General features: G+C 68.7%; 18 protein-coding genes. 7 read left to right on the top strand and 11 right to left on the bottom strand.

Features of this window, described 5'->3' with window-relative positions; translation table 11 throughout:
• Positions 1-55: 55 nt before the first annotated feature.
• Positions 56-1045 carry a GlxA family transcriptional regulator gene (locus tag VPH43_RS20285; RefSeq protein WP_328579564.1) on the top strand — a complete coding sequence of 330 codons (990 nt, stop codon included), beginning with the start codon at positions 56-58 and terminating at the stop codon, positions 1043-1045.
• On the opposite strand, the gene VPH43_RS20290 is transcribed toward VPH43_RS20285, so the two are convergent.
• On the bottom strand, positions 994-1284 hold the full coding sequence (locus tag VPH43_RS20290; protein WP_328579565.1) for a hypothetical protein: 291 nt from the start codon (positions 1282-1284) through the stop codon (positions 994-996). The genes VPH43_RS20285 and VPH43_RS20290 overlap by 52 nt on opposite strands.
• Positions 1281-1469 (bottom strand): hypothetical protein, encoded by a 189-nt coding sequence (locus tag VPH43_RS20295; RefSeq protein WP_328579566.1) that lies wholly within the window; start codon positions 1467-1469, stop codon positions 1281-1283. The genes VPH43_RS20290 and VPH43_RS20295 overlap by 4 nt, the downstream gene beginning before the upstream one ends.
• A gap of 147 nt (positions 1470-1616) precedes the next feature.
• Between VPH43_RS20295 and VPH43_RS20300 the strand changes: the two genes are divergently transcribed.
• Positions 1617-2426 carry a cobalamin-binding protein gene (locus tag VPH43_RS20300; protein WP_328579567.1) on the top strand — a complete coding sequence of 270 codons (810 nt, stop codon included), beginning with the start codon at positions 1617-1619 and terminating at the stop codon, positions 2424-2426.
• On the opposite strand, the gene VPH43_RS20305 is transcribed toward VPH43_RS20300, so the two are convergent.
• Positions 2365-3342, bottom strand: coding sequence for a LysR family transcriptional regulator (locus tag VPH43_RS20305; RefSeq protein ID WP_328579568.1), 978 nt, complete (start codon positions 3340-3342; stop codon positions 2365-2367). The genes VPH43_RS20300 and VPH43_RS20305 overlap by 62 nt on opposite strands.
• 112 nt (positions 3343-3454) lie before the next feature.
• Here VPH43_RS20305 and VPH43_RS20310 point away from each other — a divergent pair, with 112 nt between their 5' ends.
• Positions 3455-4225: an SDR family NAD(P)-dependent oxidoreductase gene (locus VPH43_RS20310; protein ID WP_328579569.1), complete on the top strand. Its 771-nt coding sequence runs from the start codon at positions 3455-3457 to the stop codon at positions 4223-4225.
• A 227-nt stretch (positions 4226-4452) separates the two neighbouring features.
• Entirely contained in the window at positions 4453-5733 is a 1281-nt protein-coding gene (locus VPH43_RS20315) for a M28 family peptidase (RefSeq protein WP_328579570.1), read from the top strand.
• Here the strand turns inward: VPH43_RS20315 and VPH43_RS20320 are convergent.
• From VPH43_RS20320 to ald, 3 genes are all read right to left on the bottom strand, one after another.
• Positions 5730-6494: a PEP-CTERM sorting domain-containing protein gene (locus VPH43_RS20320; RefSeq protein WP_328579571.1), complete on the bottom strand. Its 765-nt coding sequence runs from the start codon at positions 6492-6494 to the stop codon at positions 5730-5732. The genes VPH43_RS20315 and VPH43_RS20320 overlap by 4 nt on opposite strands.
• Before the next feature lie 116 nt (positions 6495-6610).
• On the bottom strand, positions 6611-7873 hold the full coding sequence (locus tag VPH43_RS20325) for an NAD(P)/FAD-dependent oxidoreductase (protein ID WP_328579572.1): 1263 nt from the start codon (positions 7871-7873) through the stop codon (positions 6611-6613).
• Between the two features lie 52 nt (positions 7874-7925).
• Positions 7926-9038, bottom strand: coding sequence for an alanine dehydrogenase (gene ald / locus VPH43_RS20330; RefSeq protein WP_328579573.1), 1113 nt, complete (start codon positions 9036-9038; stop codon positions 7926-7928).
• A gap of 166 nt (positions 9039-9204) precedes the next feature.
• On the opposite strand from ald, the gene VPH43_RS20335 reads away from it, so the two are divergent.
• Positions 9205-10869, top strand: a complete 1665-nt coding sequence (locus VPH43_RS20335) for an MBL fold metallo-hydrolase (protein ID WP_442909317.1) — start codon at positions 9205-9207, stop codon at positions 10867-10869.
• A gap of 25 nt (positions 10870-10894) precedes the next feature.
• On the opposite strand, the gene VPH43_RS20340 is transcribed toward VPH43_RS20335, so the two are convergent.
• The 3 genes from VPH43_RS20340 to icmF form a co-directional block, all read right to left on the bottom strand.
• On the bottom strand, positions 10895-11227 hold the full coding sequence (locus VPH43_RS20340; RefSeq protein ID WP_328579575.1) for a hypothetical protein: 333 nt from the start codon (positions 11225-11227) through the stop codon (positions 10895-10897).
• 378 nt (positions 11228-11605) lie between these two features.
• A complete protein-coding gene (locus VPH43_RS20345; RefSeq protein WP_328579576.1) occupies positions 11606-11794 on the bottom strand; it encodes a hypothetical protein in 189 nt (62 codons plus the stop codon).
• A 27-nt stretch (positions 11795-11821) separates the two neighbouring features.
• On the bottom strand, positions 11822-15115 hold the full coding sequence (gene icmF / locus VPH43_RS20350) for a fused isobutyryl-CoA mutase/GTPase IcmF (RefSeq protein WP_328579577.1): 3294 nt from the start codon (positions 15113-15115) through the stop codon (positions 11822-11824).
• A gap of 206 nt (positions 15116-15321) precedes the next feature.
• On the opposite strand from icmF, the gene VPH43_RS20355 reads away from it, so the two are divergent.
• Together VPH43_RS20355 and VPH43_RS20360 are read left to right on the top strand one after the other, a co-directional pair.
• A complete protein-coding gene (locus tag VPH43_RS20355) occupies positions 15322-15924 on the top strand; it encodes a hypothetical protein (protein WP_328579578.1) in 603 nt (200 codons plus the stop codon).
• Positions 15925-15936: 12 nt separating this feature from the next.
• Positions 15937-16719, top strand: a complete 783-nt coding sequence (locus tag VPH43_RS20360; protein WP_328579579.1) for a type III pantothenate kinase — start codon at positions 15937-15939, stop codon at positions 16717-16719.
• A 34-nt stretch (positions 16720-16753) separates the two neighbouring features.
• On the opposite strand, the gene hslU is transcribed toward VPH43_RS20360, so the two are convergent.
• Both hslU and hslV read right to left on the bottom strand, forming a co-directional pair.
• Positions 16754-18091, bottom strand: a complete 1338-nt coding sequence (gene hslU, locus VPH43_RS20365) for an ATP-dependent protease ATPase subunit HslU (protein ID WP_328579580.1) — start codon at positions 18089-18091, stop codon at positions 16754-16756.
• On the bottom strand, positions 18088-18633 hold the full coding sequence (gene hslV, locus VPH43_RS20370; protein ID WP_328579581.1) for an ATP-dependent protease subunit HslV: 546 nt from the start codon (positions 18631-18633) through the stop codon (positions 18088-18090). The genes hslU and hslV overlap by 4 nt, the downstream gene beginning before the upstream one ends.
• Between the last annotated feature and the right edge of the window lie 262 nt (positions 18634-18895).

Genomic DNA, 18895 nt, shown 5'->3' on the forward strand with positions numbered 1-18895 from the left:
ATCACCCGTCCCGCCCGACAGTGGCCCGAATGCCATTCATCGATAGAATCGGGCCATGCCAACACATGCTGTCGAGACCATTGCGGTGATCGCCTTCGACGGCATCAGCCCCTTCCACCTGGCCGTGCCCTGCCTGGTGTTCGGCGAGGACCGCACCGACGCCGGCGTGCCGCGTTTCGACCTGCGCGTGTGCGCCTTGCAACGCGGCCCCTTGCGCACGAACGCCGGCTTCACCATCGAGGCGCCGCATGGCCTGAGCGCCTTGCGCCAGGCCGACACGGTGATCGTGCCCTCGTGGCACGACGATGGCGAGCCGGCGCCACCGCAACTGCTGCGCGCGCTGCGTGCCGCCCATGCCCGCGGCGCCACCATCGTCGGCCTCTGCCTGGGCGCCTTCGTCCTCGCGGAAGCCGGGCTGCTGGATGGCCGGGCCGCCACCACCCACTGGCACCTGGTGCCCGAGTTCGCCCGACGGTTCCCCCAGGTGCCGCTGCAGCCCGAGGTGCTGTACGTGGACCACGGCGATGTGCTCACCTCGGCCGGCACCGCAGCGGGGATCGACTGCTGCCTGCACCTGCTGCGCTTGCGCCACGGCGCCGAGGTGGCCAACCGGGCCGCCCGCCGCATGGTGGTGGCGCCGCATCGGCAGGGCGGCCAGGCCCAGTACATCGCGCAGCCGGTGCGGCCGGTGCCCGAGCGCGACCGGCTGTCACCCTTGCTGGATTGGCTGGGTCAGAACCTGCACCGAAGCCATCGGCTCGACGACCTGGCGCAACGCGCCTTGATGAGCCGGCGCAGCTTCACCCGCCACTTCCGCGAGGCGACCGGCACCACGCTGGTGAGCTGGCTGCAGCACCAGCGGCTGGCGCTGGCGCAGCGCCTGCTGGAAACCACGAATCGGTCGGTGGAGCGGATCGCGGCCGATGCCGGCTTCGGCTCGGCGGTGGCCTTGAGACAGCAGTTCGGCGCGGCCCTGAAGACCACGCCCACCGCTTATCGGCGCCAGTTCTCGCTGCTGGCAGCATCGCCGGCCACTGCGGCGTAGGCCGGGTGGGCGGCCTGTTGCTGCGCCGCCAGGCGCGAGGCACACAGCAGCCGGCTGGCGTTGTCGCGCAATTGGGTGCATTCATGCACCGCGCCTTGGTACACCGCGCTGGCATGGCGCTCGGCATGCGCCTGGCGCACCGCGCCCGCCACCACCTGGTGAAAGCTCATCAACAACACGGCGGCGGCGGCCAGCGCAGGCAGCCACACACGGCGGGGATGCCAGCGGTCGTCCTTCATGGCCGGCTTTCGAAGGCGGGCCAGCTCGTCGGCGCCTCGCCGCACAGCCGCGCGATCAGCATCGGGTCGGCGGCTTCATAGCCCAGGTCCTGCAGGAAGCTGTCGCTGGACTCGACGGCAACGGCAGCGTGGCCATCACCAGGCGAACCGGTCGAATCGGGTGTCCACAGTGCTTCGTTTGCCATGTCGGTTCCTAGCTGCCCCGCCCAAAAGGGTCAGTGCATTCATCGTGCCCGGGTGGGAGGCCGGCGTGTATCAGCGCGCGGCCTCAAGCGCTGTGAGGCGCCTCCTACACCAGGTGCGGGGTCCCCATCATCAGCGACACTTGTTGCATGAGCGTGACTGACCCGTATCCCCGGCGCATCGTCTGCCTGACGGAGGAAACCACCGAGACGCTGTACCTGCTGGGCGAGCAGCACCGCATCGTCGGCATCTCGGGCTACACCGTGCGCCCGCCCGAAGCGCGGCAGGAGAAGCCCAAGGTGTCCGCCTTCTGGAACGCCAAGATCGACAAGATCCTGGCGCTGGAGCCGGACCTGGTGCTGGGCTTTTCCGACATGCAGGCGGAGATCGCCAACCAGCTGGTGCGCGCCGGCCTTCAGGTGCACGTCTTCAACCAGCGCCGCATCGCCGGCATCCTGCAGATGATGCGCATGCTGGGCAGCATGGTGGGCGCCGACGCCAAGGCCGAGGCGTTGGTGCAGCGCCTGCAAGCCGGGCTGGACGAGATCGCCGCCGCAGCGGCGCACCTGCCGCGCCGGCCCAAGGTGTTCTTCGAGGAATGGAACGACCCGCTGATCTCGGGCATCGGCTGGGTCAGCGAGCTGGTGGGCGTCGCCGGCGGCGACGACATCTTTCCCGAGCTCGCAGAGAAATCCCACGGCAAGGACCGCATCGTGCAGGACCCGCTGGAGGTGGTGCGGCGCGCACCCGACATCGTCATGGGCTCTTGGTGTGGCCGCAAGTTCAAGCCCGAGATGGTGTCCGCGCGCCCCGGCTGGGCCGAGGTGCCGGCCGTGCGCGATGGCGAGCTGCATGAGCTGAAGTCCAGCGAGATCCTGCAGCCCGGGCCGGCAGCGCTCACGGATGGGGTGGCACGGCTGCACGCGCTGATCGGCGAGTGGGCTTTGCGACGGGCTTGAGGCTGGCGGCCGCCGGGCCGCCCTGCAGGTAGGCGCCCACCACCCCCGCCAGCCAGTTCAGCATGGCCTGCACGCGCGGCGCCAGCTGGCGCCGGTGCGGGTAGAGCAGCGACACCGGCATGGGCGCGGCCCGAAAGCCGGGCATCACATCGACCAGCAGCCCGGCATCCACCAGCCGCTGCGTGCCGTGCACCGGTGCCTGGATCAAGCCCAGGCCGGCCAGGCAGGCGGCCTGGTAGGCGTCGGTGCCGTTCACGACCACCGTGCTGTGCATCGGCTGGACCTTCACCACACCCGCGTCCAGATATTCCCAGCCGGCGCCCTGCAGGCCGAGCTTGGCGGCGTAGTGGACGATGCGGTGCTGCGCCAGGTCGGCCAGCGTGCGTGGGGTGCCGTGCTCGCGCAGGTAGGCGGGGCTGGCCGCGTTGCGCATCGCCATCCAGCCCAGCGGGCGGGCCACCAGGTCGGCATCCGAGAGGTGGCCCACGCGCAGCACGCAATCGAAACCTTCCTGCACCAGATCCACCCGGCGGTCGGTGGTGCTGATGCCCACCTCCAGCAGCGGGTGCGCCGCCAGAAACTCCGGCAGGCGGGGAATCACGAGGTCGCGCGCGATGGAGTTCGGCAGGTCGATGCGCAGCTTGCCGCGCAGGCCGCTCGCGGCCGGCTGGAACATCGCCTGCAGTTGCTCGGCGTCCGCCAGCAGTTCCTTGCAGCGCTCGAGGAATTGCTCGCCATCCGGCGTGAGGTGCACGCGGCGCGTGGTGCGCTGGAGCAGCCGGGTGCCCAGACGCGCCTCCAATTGCTGTACCGCGGTGGAGGCTCTGCCCTTCGCCAAGCCGAGCTGTGCCGCGGCCTCGGTGAAGCTGGCGAGTTCCGCCACGCGGGCGAAGATGCGCAATTGGTCGAGATCCATCCGGCGATTGTCCGACTATCAAGAACAGTGTGGGTCGGATCGCAGGATTTATCCACCGGCAGTGAATTCATAAAGTGACCCCATCGCCACTTTGTTCACTCAGGAGACCCACATGAGCACCGCCACCACCACCCGCATCGCCCTCGTCACCGGCGCCAGCCGCGGCCTGGGCCGCAACACGGCGCTGAAGCTCGCGGAGCGCGGCGTCGACGTGATCCTCACGTTCAAGGCGAACGAGGCCGAAGCGCAGGCCACTGTGCGCGACATCGAAGTGCTGGGGCGCAAGGCCGTGGCGCTGCAGCTGGACGTGGGGGACAGCGCCCAGTTCGCCGCCTTCGCCGACCGTGTGAGGCGCGTGCTCGCCACCACCTGGCACCGTGAGCAGTTCGACCATCTGGTGAACAACGCCGGTACCGGCGCGCACGCCAGCTTTGCCGAGACCACCGAAGCGCAATTCGACGAACTGATGCGGGCGCACCTGAAAGGCACCTTCTTCCTCACGCAAGCGCTGCTGCCGCTCATTGCCGACGGAGGCCGCATCGTGAACACCTCCTCCGGCCTCGCGCGGTTCACCTTCCCGGGCTATGCCGCCTACGCGGCCATGAAAGGCGGCGTGGAAGTGCTGACCCGCTACCTGGCCAAGGAACTGGCGTCACGCGGCATCACGGTCAACACGGTGGCGCCGGGCGCGGTCGAAACCGATTTCGGCGGCGGCGCCGTGCGCGACAACGCCGAGCTCAATGCTCAGATCGCGGGCGTCACCGCGCTGGGCCGCGTGGGCCGGCCGGACGACATCGGAAGTGCGGTCGCGTCGCTGTTGTCCGATGGCAACCACTGGATCACCGGACAGCGCATCGAGGTGTCGGGCGGGATGATGCTTTGACGGATTGGCCGTCGCTGGGGTCGGCGGGGAGCGACTCCAGCAAGGACACACAGGTGCCGGGACGAGGAAGTGCCCGCACGTCTACGGATCTCCCCCATCGGAGGTGTACCGTAGCGGGACAGGCCCCATGGGGCATCCTGGGGCCGTCGGCGGCCAGCGAAATGGATCTTGCGATGGGGAGCATGATGAAATACCAATGGGTTCTGGCCCTGGCCTCGATGTCTGCCATGGCTTACGCCGGCCCGGTGTTCGACAGCGCCGCCGCGCAGGTCGACGAGGCGCAGTTGCACGCCACCATCGAGCGCCTGGTCGCCTTCGGCACCCGCCACACCTTGTCCGACACCCAGAGCGATACCCGCGGCATCGGCGCCGCGCGCCGCTGGGTGCAAACGCGCTTCGAGGCCATCTCCAAGGACTGTGGCGGCTGCCTGCAGGTGGTGACACCGTCGCAGACCTTCACCGGCGCCCGCATTCCGCAACCCACCGAGGTGGTGGACGTGGTGGCCATCCAGCGTGGCACCAGCGACCCGAACCGCGTGGTGGTGATCACCGGCCACCTGGACTCGCGGGTGAGCGACATCATGAACAGCACCAGCGATGCACCGGGTGCCAACGACGACGCCTCCGGCGTGGCGGCCGCGATGGAAGCCTCCCGGGTGCTGAGCAAGTACACGTTCCCGGCGACCATCGTCTACGCCGCCTTGTCGGGCGAGGAACAAGGCCTGTACGGCGGCAAGGTGCTGGCCGACTATGCCAAGGCGCAGGGATGGCAGGTGGAGGCCAACCTCAACAACGACATCGTGGGTAACACCCGCGGCGACAGCGGCGTGCACGACAACACCACGGTGCGGGTGTTCTCCGAGGGCACCAAGGCGGTGGAGACACCGCAGCAGGCGAACCGCCGCCGCTACAACGGCGGCGAGGTTGATTCCCCCTCGCGCAACCTCGCCCGCTACATGGCCACGCTGGCCGAGCGCCATCTCACCAACCTCAAGGTCGAGATGGTCTACCGCACCGACCGCTACGGCCGCGGCGGCGACCAGGTGGAGTTCCTCAACGCGGGCTTTCCGGCGGTGCGGGTGACCGAGGCGCATGAGAACTACACCCGCCAGCACCAGGACCTGCGGGTCGAGAACGGCATCGCCTACGGCGACACCATCGATGGCGTCGATTTTCCCTATCTGGCCCAGGTGACGCGGCTCAACGTGGTGACGCTGGCCGCGCTGGCCACGGCCCCGGCGCCGCCCAGGGGCGTGGCGATCGAAGGCGCGGTGACGCCGCACACCACGGTGAAGTGGCAGCCCGTGCCGGGTGCGGCGGGTTACCGGGTCTGGTGGCGCGGCACCACCGACCCGCAGTGGCGCCACCACCGCGACGTGCCGGCGGGCGCGACCCAGCTGCTGCTGAAGAACGTGGTGATCGACGACTGGTTCTTCGGCGTGTCTGCGCTGTCGGCCGAAGGCGCCGAGTCGCCGGTGGTGTTTCCGGGCGACGCCGGCGCGTTCTAGGGTTGGCGCCGCCGCCGCGCCATGCCCAGGCCGGCCAGGCCCAGCGCCATCAGCGCCCAGCTGCCCGGCTCCGGCACGGCCAGCACCTGGCCAGCGCTGGACCACACCGGCGCAAAGGTGCGGTAGCTGCCGCTGCTGCCACCCCAGTCGATCATCATGTTGCCGCCGCTGTCGCGCTCGCTCAGCAGCGAAAAGCTTCCGGTCGTGGCATAGCTGTCCGCGTCGGTGTCCAGGAAGAAGCTGAAGCTGCGCTGGCCGGGGTAGATCTCAGTGGAGGGCGGCAGGTATTGGCCGAAGGCCCAATTGATGCCGCCTGCGGACTGCTGGCTCACCACGGCGGGCAGCACCTCGCCCTTGCTGTCGCTCAGCCAGTTGGCGTTGTAGGTGTCCGGCGCCCAGCCGCCCAGCCCGAAGCTGGCCACCGGCAGGAAGGAGGCCTGGGAGACCGAGATGCGCCAGTAGAAGTCGAGCGTGCCATCCACGCTTCGCATCACCGTGGATTGCACCGTGCCGGTCACGTTGCCGTGCAGCGCTTCGGTGTTGCCCTGGCTGCTGTCGAGGTACCAGCCGTCATAGCTGAAGCGCGCGGTGCGGGTGGCCACCAGCCGGCCGGCGAGCTGCGGTTCAGCCGCCAGCGTGGTGCCGCTGGGCCCGGCCACCATGCCGCCGGGCGTGAGCTCGGCGGCAGCAGCGGTGCCGGCGGACGCCGCCATGAGGGCGGCCACGACGACCATGCGGACACGCAATCGGGTGGGCTTCATGGCGGCACTCCAGTCAAAGATGGATGTCCCGACGATAGGCCGATGTGGACGTGTCGGCATCCCTCCTGCGGGGGGATTCGTGTCGGGACAGACCCGTAGCTTCTCGGCAGGCGCCTTCAGCCGCGTAGCGCATCGCGCAGCTGCAGCCACCAGTACGTCGCCTGCGCCGCTGCCAGCCCGAGTGGCCCCAGGGTGGAGGGCAGCCCATAGTGGCCGAACCCCGCCGGCATTGCCGCTTCACCCGTAAGCGCCTGCGCGAGCACCTCGCCGGCCAGCGTGGTGGGCCCCACGCCGTGGCCGCCGAATCCCATCGCGTACCAGGGGCCGCGCGGCAGCCGGCCGATCTGCGGCATCTTGTGGCGGGCGTAGCTCATCAGCCCGCTCCAGGCGTGCTGCACCTGCACGCCCTGGAGCTGCGGATACACCCGCAGCAGGTCGCGCGTGAGCAGCTGCGCCACCGCCTGCGGCGAGCGGTCACGGATCGAGATGCGGCCACCCCACAGCAGGCGCGTGTCGGGCAGCGGGCGGTAATAGTCGAAGGCGAAACGGGTGTCGTACACCGCAGCCGTGGTGCGCATGGCGCTGGCCAGCCTGCCACCCAGCGGCTCGGTGGTCATCACATAGGTTGCGATCGGCATGATGGCGCGCGACAAGGGTTTGAACAGCTGGCCGATGTAGCCGCCGCAAGCCACCACCGCATGCTCGCAAGCGACATGGCCCGAAGGCGTGCTGACGCGCCAGCCGGCGCCGTCGGCCACGATGCCGTTCACCCGCGTGCCTTCATGCAGGCGCACGCCCGCCTCGCGCAGCACGCGCGCCAGGCCCTGGGCGTATTTCAGCGGGTGGAAGTGGAAGGCATTGGGTTCATGCAGGGCCGCGTGGTAGCGCTCGGTGAGCAGCAGCGAGCGGGTTTCCTCGCGCGGCAGCCAGCGCCAGTCCACCTGGAATTGCTCGTGCATGAACTGCTGCAGCGCGCGCAAGGGGCGGTCGTCGGCAAACCAGTTGGCCAGCAGCACGCCGCTGTAGACCGCGTCGCAGTCGATCGCATGGCGCTGGATGCGCTGGCGGATGCGCTCCACCGCGTCCAGCGTCAGGCCGTAGAGGCGGCGCGCTTCGGCCGCACCCACCTGGCGCACCAGGTCGGCGTTGTCCAGGCTGAAGCCGCCGAACACGAAGCCGCCGTTGCGGCCGGAAGCGCCATGGCCGATGGTTTCGGCCTCCAGCAGCACGATGTCGCGCACACCGCGCTCCACCAGGCTCATGGCCGTGGCCAGGCCGGCAAAGCCGCCGCCGATGATGGCGACCCGCGCATCCGCCGGGCCGCTCAGCGGCGCAAAGCGCAGGGTGGTGTCGGCGGTCGCGTGATAGAAGCTCGGCATGGCCGGCGATTGTCTCCGGCCCTGCGTGGGCCCCAGCGGCCGCCTCAGGCCGTCAGAGCAGCGCTTCCGGAGCGGTGAAGCCGTGTCCGAGCGCCTGCGCCACTTCCTGGTTGGTGACCTTGCCCGACGCCACGTTCAGGCCTGCCAGCAGGTGCGCGTTGCGCTTGAGCGCTGCGCGCCAGCCCAGATCCGCGATCTGCAGCGTGAAAGGCAGGGTGGCATTGTTGAGCGCAAAGGCGGAGGTGCGCGGCACGGCGCCCGGCATGTTGGCCACGCAGTAGTGCACCACGCCGTCCACCAGGTAGGTGGGCTCCGCATGCGTGGTGGCATGGGAGGTCTCGAAGCAGCCACCCTGGTCGATGGCCACGTCCACCACCACCGAGCCCTTCTTCATGGCGGCCACCATCGCGCGCGTCACCAGCTTGGGCGCGGCGGCGCCGGGGATCAGCACGCCGCCGATCACCAGGTCGGCCGACAGCACCTCGCGTTCCACGTTGTCCTGGTTGGAGAACATGGTGATCACGCGCGAGCCCAGCATGTGGTCCATGCGGCGCAGCGCGTCCAATGAACGGTCGATCACCACGACCTGCGCACCCGTGCCCACCGCGATCTGCGCGGCATTGCTGCCCACCACGCCGGCACCCAGGATCACGATCCTGGCCGGCGCCACGCCCGGCACACCGCCCAGCAGCACGCCCAGGCCGCCATGCGCCTTTTCCAGGTGGTGCGCACCGGCCTGCACCGCCATGCGGCCGGCCACTTCGGACATGGGCGCCAGCAGCGGCAGGCCGCCACCCGCCTGCGTGACGGTTTCATACGCGATGCACACCGCGCCGCTGGCCATCAAATCGGCGCACTGTTCGGGGTCGGGTGCCAGGTGGAGGTAGGTGAAGAGGATCTGGCCTTCGCGCAGCATGCGGCGCTCGGCGGCCTGCGGCTCCTTCACCTTCACGATCATCTCGGCCCTGGCGAACACCGTGGCCGCATCGTCGGCCAGCGTGGCGCCCGCGCGCACATAGTCGTCGTCGCTGGCGCCGACGCCGGCACCTGCCGTGCGCTGCACCAGCACCTGGTGGCCGTGTGCCACGAGTTCACGCACCGACGAGGGTGTGAGCCCGACGCGGTACTCGTGGTTCTTGATCTCCTTGGGCAGTCCGATCAGCATGGGTTGTCTCCCGTTCGATGAATGCATGCGCCGGGTGGGCGCCGTGTGCGGCTGCGCGCTGCGCGCTGCGCGGGTGGCGCGGCCGCAGGTGCGTGAGGCATTATGGGCAGCTGTCTGCTCGCGTGTTTCTCCGTTTATGAGCCCCTGCGCCAAACAATCCTCGGCCGTGTCGACCGGCCTGCGCCGAGCCGCCACCCTGGTGGTGGTGCGTGATGCGCCTTCCGGCCTGGAGGTGCTGCTGCTGCGACGCGCCGAGCGCGGCGACCACAACAGTGGTGCCTGGGTGTTCCCCGGCGGTGTGGTGGACGAAGGCGACCGTGCAGCCCATGCCTGCTGCGCCGGCCTCGACGACGCGGCCGCCAGTGCGCAACTCGGCCTGCCCGAAGGCGGGCTGGACTTCCATGTGGCGGCCGTGCGCGAGTGCTTCGAGGAGTGCGGGCTGCTGTTGGCCACGCAGCTCGATGGCAGCCTGCTGCCGGTGGACGACGATCGCTGGCACCGCCTTGCCGAGTGGCGCGGCCTGCTGCATCGCGGCGAGCGCACGCTGTGCGCCTTCTGCGAGGCGGCCGGTGTGCGGCTCGCGGTGGACCGCCTCGTCTACCTGAGCCACTGGGTCACGCCGCTGGGCCGCGCGAAGCGCTTCGACACCCGCTTCTTCGTGGCCGAGGCGCCGGCCGGCCAGGTGGCCGCCCACGACGCCAATGAGCTGGTGGAGCAGCGCTGGCTGCGGCCGGCCGATGCGCTGGCCCAAAGCGGTCAGCTCAAGCTGATGACGCCCACGCAGAAGACGCTGGAGGCGATGGCGCGCTTCACCGACGTGCAGGGGTTGATGGCGTGGGCGCGCTCGCCGCGCGACCTCGGCGTCATCATGCCGCGCGTGGGCATCGGCGCTCACGGCCCGCGCCCGGTGACGCCCGACGAGCCGGCCTATGCGGAGCTCGGCCGCATCGACCCGCAGGGCCACGGCAACGGCTGCTACGACATCCAGCCCGGCGTGCCGGTGCGCTTGTCGGACCGCGTGATCCGTGTCACGGCCAACAACGGCAGCGTGATGACCGGCCCGGGCACCAACACCTACCTGGTCGGTGGTGGCCCGCGCAACGAATGGGCTGTCATCGACCCCGGACCGCTGGATGAAACCCATGTGGCGGCGGTGCTGGCTGCGGCTCCAGGCGCGATCCGCTGGATCTTCGCCACCCACACGCACCAGGACCATTCGCCCGCCACGGGGCTGCTGAAGGCGCGCACCGGCGCGCGGGTGCATGGCCGGCTGCCCGCGCATCCGCAGTGGCAGGACGCCACCTTCGTGCCCGAGGTTGCGCTGTCAGGCGGCGAGCGCATCGCCTTGCATGACAGCGCCACGCTGCGCGTGATCCACACACCCGGACATGCGTCCAACCACCTCTGTTATCTGCTGGAAGAGGAGAAGACGCTGTTCGCCGGCGACCACGTGATGCAGCTGAGCACCGTGGTCATCAACCCGCCCGACGGCGACATGGCGGCCTATGTCGCGTCGTTGCGCGCGCTGATGGCCGAGGACCTGGACTGGATCGCCCCGGGGCACGGCTTCCTGATGGCCCAGCCGGGGCGCGCCATGGCGGCGATCGTGGCGCATCGGCTGCGACGCGAGCAGAAGGTGCTGGCTGCCTTGGAGGCGGCCGGGCCAGCCAGCGTCGAGCAGTTGCTGAGCCGGGTGTACGACGACGTGCCGCCGCGGTTGCACCCGGTGGCGGCACGCTCGCTCACTGCGCACCTGCTGAAACTGCGCGACGAGGGCGCCGCAGCGACCGACGGTGCGCACTGGTGGGCGACCGGCGCGCGGCCTGGCTGACGCGCAGGCCGGCGCGGTCACGCCATCACTTCGAGTTGGACTTGATCGCGTCCTTCTCGGCCTCGTGGATCACCTTGGCCTCGGCCTTTTCCTGCTTCTTCACGGCCTTCGCGTCCTTCTTGCAGGCGCGCTCGACGCTGCCATCGGCGGCCACTTCGCAGTCGCCCTTGTTCAGCTCATGGTTGGCATCGGCCACGTCCTTGCGCGCCTTGTAGGCGGCATCGGACTGCGTCTTCGCGTCCTTGGCCTCCTGCTTGGTGAGGGCGGGCGCCGAAGCGGCATCAGAGGTCTGTGCATGGGCTACCAGGCCGAAGCAGGCAGCAGAGATGGCGACGAGGGTGCTCAGGGTTTTTTTCATGGTTTCCATAGAGATTGACGGCCAAAGATCAGCCGCCGCCTCTGTGGCAAACCATGTGCCTCGGTCGGTATCTGAATGCGACCGGCTGCTCGCGGTGTTTCAGGAATCGCCTTCGACGCTGTCGTCGCCCAGTGCTTCGAGGTCCGCCAGGTCCTTGGCTGGTCCACTGGCTTGCTTGTTCGCCTTCAGGTCGTCCAGATGGGGCACCGGCAACTGCACGCCTGCCACCGGCACCGTGATTCGGCGCGGGTGAAGGCCTGGAGCGCTGCAAGCAGCCGGCCGATGTTGAGCTTCGAGGTACCAACCCAAAAGTCGATGTCGCCGGTGTAGCGCGGATGGCCATGTGCGGCCAGCGCATAGCCCCCGACGACGATGTATTCAATGCTTCCCGCGTTGAGCAACTCGACAAACTCTTTGAAGTCTTTGTTCAGCGTCGGGCAGGTGGGCCAGGCGGCGCTCGCGCAGCACTTCAAGTGCCGCCAGCCGCTCCTCGGGGCTGCGGCTCAACCAGTATTGCCGGTCCTGTGACGGGGCGTGGCGCCGCGTGCGATGGATGACCTTTTCCATCAGCCGATCCTAGCCGCAGGGCCTGCTTCACATGCTTCGCCGGTACTGCCCGCCCACCTCGAACAGCGCACTGGTGATCTGGCCCAGCGAGCACACGCGCACCGCGTCCATCAGCACCTCGAACACATTGCGGTTGTCGATCACCGCCTGCTTCAGCTTGCCCAGCATGGCAGGCGCCTCGCCGGCATGGCGGGCGTGGAAGTCCTGCAGGCGCTTCAGCTGCGACTGCTTTTCCTCGTCGGTGGAGCGGGCCAGCTCGATGTGCTCGGGCACCGGGTCGCCATGCGGATTGCGGAAGGTGTTGACGCCGATGATCGGGTACTCGCCGGTGTGCTTGAGCATCTCGTAGTGCATGCTCTCTTCCTGGATCTTGCCGCGCTGGTAGCCGGTTTCCATGGCGCCCAGCACGCCGCCGCGCTCGGCGATCTTCTCGAACTCCGACAGCACCGCTTCTTCCACCAGCTCGGTGAGCTCGTCGATGATGAAGGCGCCCTGGTTCGGGTTCTCGTTCTTCGCCAGGCCCCACTCGCGGTTGATGATGAGCTGGATGGCCATCGCGCGGCGCACGCTCTCTTCCGTGGGCGTGGTGATGGCTTCGTCGTAGGCGTTGGTGTGCAGCGAATTGCAGTTGTCGTAGATCGCGATCAGCGCCTGCAAGGTGGTGCGGATGTCGTTGAACGCGATCTCCTGCGCATGCAGTGACCGGCCGCTGGTCTGCACGTGGTACTTCAGCTTTTGCGAGCGTTCATTGGCGCCGTACTTGTCTCGCATGGCCACCGCCCAGATGCGGCGCGCCACCCGGCCGAGCACGGTGTATTCCGGGTCCATGCCGTTGCTGAAGAAGAAGCTCAGGTTGGGCGCGAAATCATCGATGTGCATGCCGCGCGCGAGGTAGGCCTCCACGAAGGTGAAGCCGTTGCTCAAGGTGAAGGCCAGCTGGCTGATCGGGTTGGCCCCGGCCTCGGCGATGTGGTAGCCGCTGATGCTCGCCGAATAGAAGTTGCGCACCTGGTGGTGCACGAAGTACTGCGCGATGTCGCCCATCACCTTGAGCGAGAACTCGGTGCTGAAGATGCAGGTGTTCTGGCCCTGGTCTTCCTTCAGGATGTCGGCCTGCACCGTGCCGCGCACATTGCTCAGCGCCCAGGCGCGGATCTTGGCCACCTCGTCATCGGTGGGCTGGCGGCCGTTGTCCGCTTCGAACTTCTCGATCTGCTGGTCGATGGCGGTGTTCATGAACATCGCCAGGATGGTGGGCGCCGGGCCGTTGATCGTCATGCTGACCGAGGTGCTCGGGTTGCAGAGGTCGAAGCCGGAGTACAGCACCTTCATGTCGTCCAGCGTGGCGATGCTCACGCCGGAGTTGCCCACCTTGCCGTAGATGTCGGGCCTGAGATCCGGGTCGTTGCCGTAGAGCGTGACCGAGTCGAAGGCCGTGGAGAGGCGCTTGGCCGGCATGCCTTCGCTCACCAGCTTGAAGCGGCGGTTGGTGCGGAAGGCGTCGCCTTCGCCGGCGAACATGCGCGTCGGGTCCTCGCCCTCGCGCTTGAAAGCGAAGGTGCCGGCGCTGTAGGGGAAGCTGCCGGGCACGTTGTCCAGCAGCAGCCACTTGAGGATCTCGCCGTGGCATTCGTATGCGGGAAGCACCACCTTGCGGATCTTGGTGCCCGAGAGCGTGGTGTGCGTGAGCGCAGTGCGGATCTCCTTGTCGCGGATCTTCACCACGTACTCGTCGCCGGCGTAGGCCTTCTGCATGTCGGGCCACTGCTGCAGCAGCTTGCGCGCGTGGGCGTCGAGTTCGGCTTCGCGGGCCTGCGCGAGCGCGGCCAGTGCGTTCACCGCGTTGTCCTTCTCCGGGTCTGCCGCTTTCAGCATGCGGGCCGATTCCCGCAGCTGCTGCACCTCGCGCGCCAGCCTCGCCTGGGCCTTGGCGCGGCGCTTGTAGGCGCGCACCGTGTCGGCGATCTCCGCCAGGTAGCGGCTGCGTGCGGGCGGCACGATGGGCATCTCGTTGGTGCTGTGCCGCGTGTTCACCACGGGCAGGCGGCCTTCCTCCAATGCCAGGCCGGCCTCCTGCAGCCGGCGCTTGATCGCCTGGTAAAGGGCGGTCACGCCGTCGTCGTTGAAGCGGCTGGCCATGGTGCCAAACACCGGCATCTCGTCGGGCTTCTTGCCCCAGGCTTCGCGGTTGCGCTGCACCTGCTTGGCCACGTCGCGCAGGGCATCCGCCGCGCCCTTGCGGTCGAACTTGTTGATCGCCACGAACTCGGCGAAGTCCAGCATGTCGATCTTCTCGAGCTGGCTGGCGGCGCCGAACTCGGGCGTCATCACGTACATCGGCACGTCGACCAGCGGCACGATGGCGGCGTCGCCCTGGCCGATGCCGGAGGTCTCCACGATGATCAGGTCGAAGCCGGCCACCTTGGCGGCCGCCAGCACGTCGGGCAGCGCGGCGCTGATCTCGCTGCCGGTGTCGCGGGTGGCGAGGCTGCGCATGTAGACCTTCTGACCATCGCCCCATGGGGCAATGGCGTTCATGCGGATGCGGTCGCCCAGCAGCGCGCCACCGCTCTTGCGGCGCGAGGGGTCGATGGAGATCACCGCGATCTTGAGGCGATCGTCCTGGTCCAGCCGGATACGGCGGATCAGCTCGTCGGTGAGGCTGGACTTGCCGGCGCCGCCGGTGCCGGTGATGCCGAGCACCGGTGTTGTCGCCTGGCCCGCGGCCTCGTGCAGCGCCTTCACCAACGCCGCATCGGCCTTGCCGTTCTCCAGCGCGGTGATCAGCTGCGCCAGCGCACGCCAGGCGGCTTCATTGCCTCCCCGGATGGCATCCAGCGTCTTCGGCGCATACGTGGACAGGTCGCCATCGCAGCGCATCAGCATCTCGCCGATCATGCCCTGCAGCCCCATGCGCTGGCCGTCTTCCGGGCTGTAGATGCGGGTGACACCGTAACCCTGCAGCTCGCGGATCTCGCTGGGCACGATCACGCCGCCGCCGCCGCCAAAGACCTGGATGTGCTCGCCGCCGCGCGCCTTCAGCAGGTCCACCATGTACTTGAAGTATTCGACGTGGCCGCCCTGATAGGAGCTGATGGCGATGCCGTTGGCGTCCTCCTGCAGCGCCGCGGTGACCACCTCGTCCACCGAGCGGTTGTGCCCCAGGTGCACCACCTCGGCACCCATGCCCTGCAGAATGCGCCGCATGATGTTGATCGCGGCGTCATGCCCGTCGAACAGGCTGGCGGCGGTGACGAAGCGCACCTTGTTCGTGGGGCGGTACTCGGCAAGCGCTTTGAATTCGGCGGACAGGTCGGTCATGGCGGCGGGGTGGGCAAGAAGGCCAGGAAGGCCAGGAAGGCCAGGAAGGCCAGGAAGGCCAGGAAGGCGTTGGTTGACGTTAACGTAAACGTCAACCGGAATCATGCCATCTTGTCGCAGGGCAAGGCGGGCGCCCGCGGAAAACTCATGGTTTTCCCTGGGCATGAATGCAAGGACAATCCGGCACCCAGAGGGGAGAACAACACGTGCTGTCCAACCTTGTGCCCGTGAAGACGCCGGAAGGCCACCAGGAGCTCGCCCAGCGCGTGCGCCGGCTGAGCCAGCGCCACCGCACCCTGCTGCTGTTGGTGGACGGCCGGCGCACCGTGCAGCAGGTGCTGCAGATGGCCTCGGCCGCCGGCGTGCCGGGTGAGTGTTTCGAGGAGCTGCTCTCCCTGGGCCTGGTGGTGGTGTCCGAGCCGGCGGACGGCAGCACGGTGGACCTGCACCACGTGGAGCTGCCGCTGGCGCACGAGGATTCGGTGCTGCCCGCCTCGGCCACGCTGCTGCCCGAGTCCGAACACGGCGACCTCGGCCCGCCGGTGTTCGAGTCGCAGGAAGACGCAGCGCCCGCCGACCCCCAGCTGGAAGAAGCGCGCGAGCTGCTGGTGCGGGCGCTGCGCAACGAGGCGCCGGTGACGGGTTCGCTCACCTTGATGAAGCTGCGGCGCGCCTCCACCCGCCAGGACGTGGAGCTGCTGCTGGACGAAGTGGAGCAGCGCATCCGCAAGCCGCGCAAGCAACTCATCGTGGCGCAATTGATGCGCCAGGTGAAGCACCTGTTGTCCCTGCCGCCGCTGGCCTCCTGATACCCTGCGGCCATGCCCTTTCTTGCGGTCGACATCGGCAACACCCGCCTGAAGTGGGCGCTGTACCACACGCCCCAGCCGGGCAGCGACCCGGTCTCACACGGCGCCGTCTTTCTGGAGACCATCGAGCAGCTGGCCGAGGGTGACTGGGCCGGGCTGCCGATGCCTTCCACCGTGCTGGGCTCCTGCGTGGCCGGCGATGCCGTGCGCCACCGGGTGGAAGACCAGGTGCACGAGCTCTGGGAGCGGCCCTGCAGCTGGGTGGTGTCCAGCGCGGCCGAAGCCGGCGTCATCAACGGCTACGACCATCCGGCCCGCCTGGGCGCCGACCGCTGGGTGGCGCTGATCGGTGCCCGCGCCCGGCTGCTGGCCAGCCAACGGCCGGGCCCGGCCCTGGTGGTGATGGTGGGCACGGCGGTCACCGTGGACGCGCTGGACGAACACGGCGAGTTCCTGGGCGGCTGCATCCTGCCCGGGCACGGCATCATGCTGCGCGCGCTGGAAGGTGGCACCGCGGGACTGCGGGTGCCCACTGGCGACGTGGTGCACTTCCCGACCAACACCAGCGACGCGCTCACCAGCGGCGGCACCTACGCGATCACCGGCGCCATCGAGCGCATGCACCGCCACCTGCTGCAGCGCGGCGGCCTGCCGCCCCAGGTGATCGTCACCGGCGGGGCGGGCTGGAAGGTGGCCCCCTACCTGGGCGTGCCCTACGAACTGGTGGACACGCTGCTGTTCGACGGGCTGCTGCGCATCGGGCAGGAGCGGGCGAAGCCGCTGGCCGCGGTGTGAACGGCGCGGTTTTCAGCGCCGCCGGCCGGCCGCGTCAGAGGATGTAGCGCGACAGGTCCTCGTTCTTCGCCAGCTCGCCCAACTTGGCGTCCACCGCAGGGCCGTCGATGCGCACGGTTTGCCCCTGCAGGTTGGGCGCGTCGAAGCTCACTTCGTCGAGCAGGCGTTCCATCACCGTCGCCAGGCGCCGGGCGCCGATGTTCTCGGTGCGCTCGTTCACGTCGTAGGCGATCTGCGCCAGCCGGCGGATGCCGTCAGGCTGCAGCTCCAGCGTCACGCCTTCGGTCGCCAGCAAGGCCTGGTACTGCTTGACCAGGCTGGCGTGGGTCGAGGTGAGGATGGCCTCGAAGTCGTCCACGCTGAGCGAGCCGAGCTCCACCCGGATCGGGAAGCGGCCCTGCAGCTCCGGGATCAGGTCGCTCGGCTTGCTGAGGTGGAAGGCGCCGGAGGCGATGAAGAGGATGTGGTCCGTCTTCACGATGCCGTACTTGGTGCTCACGCTGGTGCCTTCCACCAGCGGCAGCAGGTCACGCTGCACGCCCTGGCGCGACACGTCGGCGCCGCCGTGCTCGCTGCGCGAAGCCACCTTGTCGATCTCGTCGATGAAGACGATGCCGTTCTGCTCTGCGTTGTGCAGGGCGGCGGTGCGCAATTCGTCCTCGTTCACCAGCTTGCCGGCCTCTTCGTCCACGAGCAGCTTCATCGCCTCGGCGATCTTCAGCTTGCGCACCTTGCGCTTGGCCGAGCCCATCTGCGAGAACAGGCCCTTGAGCTGCTCGGCCATCTCCTCCATGCCGGCCGGCCCCATGATCTCGAGCGCGGGCTTGGCGTCGGCCACCTCGATCTCGATTTCCTTGTCGTCCAGCGCGCCTTCGCGCAGGCGCTTGCGCATGGTCTGGCGCGCGGTGTTGTCGCCCGCGCCGCCGGCCGACGGCGTGAGCCCGAACTCCGAGCGTGGCGGTGGCACCAGGATGTCCAGCACACGCTCCTCGGCGGCGTCCTCCGCGCGGGTGCGCTGGCGCCGCATCTGCGTTTCGCGCTCCTGCTTGATCGCCATCTCCACCAGGTCACGCACGATGCTGTCCACGTCCTTGCCCACATAGCCCACCTCGGTGAACTTGGTCGCTTCCACCTTGATGAAGGGCGCGTCGGCCAGGCGGGCGAGCCGGCGTGCGATCTCGGTCTTGCCCACGCCGGTGGGCCCGATCATCAGGATGTTCTTGGGCGTGATCTCGTGGCGCAGCTTCTCGTCCACCTGCTGGCGCCGCCAGCGGTTGCGCAGCGCGATCGCGACTGCGCGCTTGGCGTCCTTCTGGCCGACGATGTGGCGATCGAGTTCGGAGACGATCTCCTGGGGCGTCATGGTGCTCACTTCGACTCCCCCAATACTTCGATCGTGTGGTTCATGTTCGTGTAGATGCAGATCTCGCCGGCGATCTCCAGCGCCTGTTTCACCAGTTCGGCCGGGGCCAAGTCGGTGTGCTTGAGCAGCGCCTTGGCGGCGGCCTGCGCGTAGGGGCCGCCCGATCCGATCGCGACGATGCCCTGTTCGGGCTCCAGCACGTCCCCGTTGCCGGTGATGATGAGCGAGGCCTCGCGGTCGGCCACGGCGAGCATGGCTTCCAGCCGGCGCAGCACGCGGTCGGTGCGCCAGTCTTTTGTGAGCTCGATGGCGGCGCGCACCAGGTGGCCCTGGTGCTTTTCCAGCTTGGCCTCGAAACGCTCGAAGAGCGTGAAGGCGTCGGCCGTGGCACCGGCAAAGCCGGCGAGCACCTGGTCGCGGTAGAGCTTGCGCACCTTGCGGGCGGTGGACTTGACGACCGTGTTGCCGAGGGTCACCTGGCCATCGCCGCCGATGGCGACCAGGTTGCCTCGGCGCACGCTCACGATGGTGGTGCCGTGGTAGGGTTCCATAAGCCTTCCCAGGTGGGGGTGGAGTGGGGGCGTTCAACCTTCTTGGTTGGTGTTGCGCTCGATTCTCGAACCGTTCTGTCGCACTCGCGTGCAGCCCGCCGGTCGCGCCCGGCCGGCGGTCACTTTCTTCTGCTGGCTCTGTTCAGACCGGACACATGGGTAACGCCTGTGCGGGGACATGGGTAACGCTTTCGGGGGTGAAGCCCTCGGGAGGAAGCCATGCCCTGGCAGGAGAGAAGCACCATGGACGTGCGACGGGAAT

This window comes from Ideonella sp. BN130291 (assembly GCF_036231905.1).
Taxonomy (GTDB): domain Bacteria; phylum Pseudomonadota; class Gammaproteobacteria; order Burkholderiales; family Burkholderiaceae_C; genus CAMLIZ01.